The organism is Pseudokineococcus marinus, assembly GCF_013004605.1.
Lineage (GTDB): Bacteria > Actinomycetota > Actinomycetes > Actinomycetales > Quadrisphaeraceae > Pseudokineococcus > Pseudokineococcus marinus.
The window spans coordinates 1-5,468 of record NZ_JABEMA010000209.1; the positions used below are offsets into that span (position 1 = coordinate 1).

Consider the following 5,468-nt stretch of genomic DNA (forward strand, 5'->3'; position numbering starts at 1 on the left):
CGTCGCGCGCCCCTGCGGCAGCACCGGTTCGCCGCTCGGGGCTGCGCGCGGGGCCCGGTCCGGTGCCACGGCCAGCGGGTCGAGCGGCTCCTGCGCCGCGACGCCGCGGTCGTGCTGCCAGCCGCGGAAGGCCGCTGCCGTCAGGGCCACCCACGACGCCCCGAGCGCCCAGCCGGCGAGCACGTCGGAGACGTAGTGCACGCCGAGCGCCAGGCGCGAGGCCCCGACGGCCACGACGACGAGCGCGGTGGCCGCCACCAGCCACGGCCGCAGGCGACGGCGCGCTGCGGGCAGGACCAGGACGAGCAGGACCGTGGCGGTGACGAGCGAGCCCATGGCGTGCCCGCTGGGGAAGCTGGCGTTCGACGGGGTCTGGACCACGGGGGAGTCCACGACCGGTCGCGCCCGGTCGACGACCGCCTTGGTCAGCGGGACGAGCACGGTCAGGCCGAGGCCGGTGGTCGCGGTGAAGACGGCGAGCCGCCGCTGCTGCCGGACCAGCAGGAAGACCGTCGCCAGGACGAGGGCGAGGACGACCGTGCCGGTGTCACCGAGGCTGGTGACCGCACGCAGCGCCGCCACCGCGGCGGGGGACCCGCTGACGGCGGCGTTGAGGTCCGCGGCGACGTCGCCGTCCAGGGCCGCCAGCGGGGACCAGGAGCGCTGGACCAGGAGCCACAGCAGGAGGAACGGCACGGCCCCCAGGAGCAGCGCCGCCCCGCTGAGGAGCGCCCGGACGCCCAAGCGGCCGGCGCCCGCCGTGCTGCTGGCGCCGGCCGGTCGACCGCCGACGGCGGAGGGGGCCATGCTCCCTCGGTACCGGACCCGGCCAGCGGGTGCAACGGCGCAGCGGCCCGGGAGCGCCGACGGCGACGCGGGGCGAGGAAGGCGGGTCTCAGCCGCCCAGCTCGGCGCGCCGCGCCACCAGCCGCTCGCGCTCGGCGTCCAGCCGCTCGCGCTCGCGCCCGGCCAGGCGGCGCACCTGGAGGTCGAGCACGGCGCGGGCCTGGGCGTCGTCCAGCCCCCACGCCCCGAGGGCTGCGGCGGCCGCGGTGACGTCGGGGGCGTCGGCCACGAGGTCGACGAGCTCGGCGCGCCGCCGGGCCGCGAGGGCCAGCGCCTCGAGCACGTGCAGGCGCATGGCGATGTAGCCGAGCTCGCGCTCGGTCGCCCGGTCGGTCGCACGGTCAGGGGCGCCCTCGCTCACGGCCGCCCCGCGAACTTCTCGATGAGGCTCGTGCGCCCCGAGACGATGAGCAGGTCGCGCTCGCGCACCCGGGTGTCCGGCTGGGCGTAGTGGAAGTCCTCGCCGGGGCTCTTCACGCCGACGACGGTGACGCCGTACTTCTCCCGGACCTTGCTCTGCCCGAGGGTGAAGCCCTGGCACTCGCGCGGCGGGCGCATCTTGACGATGGCGAAGCCGTCGTCGAACTCGATGAAGTCCAGCAGCCGCCCGCCCACGAGGTGGGCGACGCGCTCGCCGGCGTCCGCCTCCGGGTAGACGACGTGGTGGGCGCCCAGGCGCGTGAGGATGCGCCCGTGCGAGGGCGTGATCGCCTTGGCCCAGATCTGCGGCACGCCCATGTCGACGAGGGTCGACGTCGTCAGCACGCTCGCCTCGAGCGAGGTGCCGATGCCGACGACCGCGACGCGGAAGTCCTGGGCGCCGAGCTGGGCGAGGGCGTCGCCGTTCGTCGCGTCGGCCTCGACGACGTGCGTGAGGCGGCCGGACCACTCCTGCACGAGCTCGGGGTCGCGCTCGACGGCGAGCACGTCGTGGCCCATGCGGTCCAGGCCCGCGGCCATGGCGCTGCCGAAGCGGCCGAGCCCGATGACGAGCACGGCGTCGTCGCGTGTCCTGTCAGCCAACGATGGGCCTCTCCTCCGGGAGACGGAACAGCCGGCCGCTCTCGCGCAGGGCGAGGGCGGCGGCCAGGGTCATGGTGCCCGTGCGCCCGACGACCATGAGCGCCGAGAGGACGTACTTGCCGGCGTCGGGCAGGTCGGCGGTGCCGCCGACGGACAGCCCGACGGTCGCGAACGCCGAGATCACCTCGAAGAGCACGACGTCGAGGCTGTCACCGGTGATGGCGAGCATCGCCACCGTCCCGACGAGGACGGTCGAGGTGCCGACGAGCCCGACGGCGACGGCGAGGCGCAGCGAGGCCTGCGGCACGCGACGCCCGAAGACCTCGGCGTCGCGGTCCCCGCGGGCCTCGGCGACGACGGCCAGGACGAGCACGAGCAGCGTCGTCACGCGGATGCCGCCGGCCGTCGAGGCGCTGCCGCCGCCGACGAACATGAGCGCGTCCTGCACGAGCCAGGTCGCCGTCGACATCTCCGTGAGGTCGAGCGTCGAGAACCCGCCGGAGCGCGGCATCACCGAGGCGAAGCCCGTGGCGAGGAGGCGGTCGGGCCACGGCAGGGCGCCGAGCGTGCGCGCGTTGCCCCACTCCATCGCCCCGATGAGCACGGCGCCGACGACGAGCAGCACGGCCGTGCCGGCCACGGTCATCTGCGCGTGCAGGCCCCACCGGCGCGGGTGGCGCCAGCGGTCGCGCAGCACGAGCAGGACGGGGAAGCCGAGGCTGCCGAGGACGACGCCGACCATGATCGGCAGGCACAGCCACCAGTCGCCGGCGGGGGAGGTCCCGTCCAGCGCGGGCAGGCCGCCGGCGTGCGACACGAAGCCGGCGTTGTTGAAGGACGAGACGCCGTAGAAGAGGGCGTGCCAGGCGGCGGCCGGGAGCGACTCGCCCGCCACGAGGAAGCGGGGCAGCAGCACGAGGGCGAGGACCACCTCCACGGCCACCGACGCGAGGATGACGGTGCGGATGAGCAGGCCCACCTCGCCGAGCCGCAGCGCCTTCGTCTCGTTCTGCGCCAGCAGGCGCTGGGAGAGCCCGAGGCGCCGGGACACGAGGAGGCCCAGCAGGCTCGCGAGGACGAGCACGCCGAAGCCGCCCACGGCGATGCCCGCGAGGATGATCGCCTCGCCGAGGTCGGACCAGTAGGTCGCCGTGTCCACCGTCACGAGGCCCGTCACGCACACCGCGGAGACGGCGGTGAAGAGGGCGTCGGCGAGCGGGGCGCGCTCGCCCGAGCTCGTGGCCCCGGGGAGGCTGAGGAGCGCCGTGAAGACCCCGATCACCGACACGAAGGCCAGGACGGCGAGCCGGGCGGGGGAGCGCCGGACGAAGCCGGCGAGGCCGCCGCGGACGGCGCCCCGCGTGCGCGGGGGCGTCTCCAGGTCCACCGCGCGCCCTCCCGGACCGGGCGGGGCACCCCGGTCCGCCGGGCCCCGGCGCCCCCGTCGGGGCGGCTCGGCGGGGCGCCGGCCTGCGCGCCCGACCGGCGGGCGCAGGGGGGACGCTAGCGTCGCGGCATGACCAGCAGCACCCGGGTCGTGTGGGACCCGGTCTTCACGGCGTACGACTTCGGCCCGGACCACCCGATGAGCCCGATGCGCCTGGAGCTGACGGTGCGCCTCCTGCGCGAGCTCGGCGTCCTCGACCGGCCGGGCCTCGACGTGCGCGGCTCCGGGGTCGCCGACGACGCCCTCCTGCACACCGTCCACCTGCCCGAGTACGTCGAGGCCGTGCGCCGCGTCTCGGAGGACCCCCGGCGCGTCGACGTCGAGCGCGGCCTCGGCACCGAGGACGACCCGGCCTTCGCCGGCATGCACGAGGCGAGCGCGCGCATCCTCGCGGCCAGCGTCGAGTGCGCCGAGGAGGTCTGGCGCGGCGACGCCGCCCACGCCGTCAACTTCACCGGCGGCCTCCACCACGCCATGGCCGGGCGAGCCAGCGGCTTCTGCGTCTACAACGACGTCGCCGCCGCGATCCGCCGCCTGCTCGACGCCGGCGCCCGGCGGGTCGCCTACGTCGACGTCGACGTCCACCACGGCGACGGCGTCCAGGCCGCCTTCTGGGACGACCCGCGCGTCCTCACCGTCTCCCTCCACCAGAGCGGCCGCACGCTCTTCCCCGGCACCGGCTTCCCCGACGAGGTCGGCGGGCCGGGCGCCGAGGGCTCCGCCGCCAACGTCGCGCTGCCGCCCGGCACGCGGGACGCCGCCTGGCTGCGGGCGCTGCACGCCGTGGCGCACCCGCTGGTGCGGGCCTTCGAGCCCGACGTCCTCGTCACCCAGCACGGCTGCGACAGCCACCAGCTCGACCCGCTGGCGGACCTCGCCGTCTCCGTCGACGCCCAGCGCGCCGCCGCGGACAGCCTCCACGAGCTGGCGCACGAGGTCTGCGACGGCCGGTGGCTCGCCACGGGCGGCGGCGGCTACGCCGTCGTCGACGTCGTCCCGCGCACCTGGTCCCACGTCGTCGCCGTCGCGGCGCACGCGCCCATCCGCCCGTCGACGCCGGTGCCCGAGCCGTGGCGCGACCACGTGCGCCGCACCTACCGCCGCGAGGCGCCGCTGCTCATGGGCGACGCCGGGCCCGGCGAGCCGGAGGGCGACCGCCCGCCCTGGTACCGCCCCTGGTCCAGCGGCCACGACCCCGAGGACGCCGTCGACCGCGCCGTGCTCGCCACCCGCAGCGCCGTCTTCCCCGCGCAGGGCCTCGACCCCTGGTTCGACTGAGGACCCTGGTCCGGCCGGGCGAGGGCGGGGACGCGGGGGGCCGGGTTCCCCTAGGGTCTGCTCCGAGGGGCCGCAGCGCCCGACGCGGCGGCCGGTGGGCCGCCACCACGACGAGGGGGCCGGCGTGCCGACGGACGGGCGAGCAGCGGCGGACGCGGCCGGCGGGGACGCCGGGAGCGGCGGGTCCGGCGCGGGCGCCCCGGGCGGCGGGCTCACCGACGGTCGCCTGCTCACGGTCGCGGAGGTGGCCGAGGCGCTGCGCGTCTCGCGCATGACCGTCTACCGCCTCGTGCACTCCGGCGAGCTGCCCGCCGTGCGCGTCGGGCGCTCCTACCGGGTGCCCGAGGGCGCCGCGTCGGCCTTCCTCGCCGCGGCGCGCACCGCGCCTCCCGCAGCCGCCGAGCAGCGGCGAGCCGACGGCGCCTGAGCGCCCCGGTAGGCTCACCCCCGGACCAGGACCACGTCGGCTCGCACCGGACGCGGTCGCAGCACCCGAGACGACAGGCAGGCCCCATGGGTTCGGTCATCAAGAAGCGCCGCAAGCGGATGGCGAAGAAGAAGCACCGCAAGCTCCTCCGCAAGACGCGCCACCAGCGCCGCAACAAGAAGTGACCCAGCAGGACCGCTGAGCACATGAGCACCGGCGGCCGGACCCGCGCGCCCCGCGACGGCACCGACCGCCCCTCGACGCCCGCCCCGCCCCGCGGTGGCGGGCGTCGTGCGTCCGAGGGCGACCCGCCGCGCGGGACGTCGCCGTGACGGTCGGCCCCGGCCCCGGCCCCGGCCCGGACACGCGCCGCGAGGTCGTCGCCGTCGTCGGCGCGGCCCACCCGCTGGCCGCCGCGCTCGTCCGCCGTCTGGCCGCGGGGGAGGC

The 5,468-nt window shown here is 77.2% G+C and carries 7 protein-coding genes; 3 read left to right on the plus strand and 4 right to left on the minus strand.

Translation table 11 applies throughout. The annotated features are described in order from the left end of the window. From HLB09_RS12285 to HLB09_RS12300, 4 genes are all read right to left on the minus strand, one after another. Nucleotides 1–807, minus strand: an 807-nt coding sequence (locus HLB09_RS12285; RefSeq protein WP_171203651.1) for a phosphatase PAP2 family protein, incomplete at its 3' end; no start/stop codon positions are given. Between the two features lie 88 nt (nucleotides 808–895). Further along, complete coding sequence (locus tag HLB09_RS12290; RefSeq protein ID WP_171203652.1) at nucleotides 896–1,207, minus strand: hypothetical protein; 312 nt, start codon at nucleotides 1,205–1,207, stop codon at nucleotides 896–898. Next, the gene (locus HLB09_RS12295; protein WP_171203653.1) at nucleotides 1,204–1,869 is read right to left on the minus strand and encodes a potassium channel family protein; all 666 of its coding nucleotides are present in this window, start codon (nucleotides 1,867–1,869) and stop codon (nucleotides 1,204–1,206) included. Before HLB09_RS12295 ends, HLB09_RS12290 begins: the two co-directional genes overlap by 4 nt. Then, nucleotides 1,862–3,250 carry a potassium transporter TrkG gene (locus HLB09_RS12300; protein ID WP_171203656.1) on the minus strand — a complete coding sequence of 463 codons (1,389 nt, stop codon included), beginning with the start codon at nucleotides 3,248–3,250 and terminating at the stop codon, nucleotides 1,862–1,864. Before HLB09_RS12300 ends, HLB09_RS12295 begins: the two co-directional genes overlap by 8 nt. A gap of 135 nt (nucleotides 3,251–3,385) precedes the next feature. Here HLB09_RS12300 and HLB09_RS12305 point away from each other — a divergent pair, with 135 nt between their 5' ends. The 3 genes from HLB09_RS12305 to HLB09_RS12315 all read left to right on the plus strand — a co-directional run bounded on the left by HLB09_RS12305 (nucleotide 3,386) and on the right by HLB09_RS12315 (nucleotide 5,206). Continuing rightward, nucleotides 3,386–4,594, plus strand: coding sequence for an acetoin utilization protein AcuC (locus tag HLB09_RS12305; protein ID WP_171203654.1), 1,209 nt, complete (start codon nucleotides 3,386–3,388; stop codon nucleotides 4,592–4,594). 124 nt (nucleotides 4,595–4,718) lie between these two features. Continuing rightward, nucleotides 4,719–5,021, plus strand: coding sequence for a helix-turn-helix domain-containing protein (locus tag HLB09_RS12310; protein WP_171203655.1), 303 nt, complete (start codon nucleotides 4,719–4,721; stop codon nucleotides 5,019–5,021). A gap of 86 nt (nucleotides 5,022–5,107) precedes the next feature. Beyond that, nucleotides 5,108–5,206: a 30S ribosomal protein bS22 gene (locus HLB09_RS12315; RefSeq protein ID WP_003792170.1), complete on the plus strand. Its 99-nt coding sequence runs from the start codon at nucleotides 5,108–5,110 to the stop codon at nucleotides 5,204–5,206. Nucleotides 5,207–5,468 lie beyond the last annotated feature (262 nt).

Excerpts from the sequence above, each read along its gene's own strand:
- HLB09_RS12315 (WP_003792170.1), top strand. The coding sequence starts at position 5,108 with ATGGGTTCGGTCATCAAGAAGCGCCGCAAGCGGATGGCGAAGAAGAAG.
- HLB09_RS12305 (WP_171203654.1), top strand. The coding sequence starts at position 3,386 with ATGACCAGCAGCACCCGGGTCGTGTGGGACCCGGTCTTCACGGCGTAC.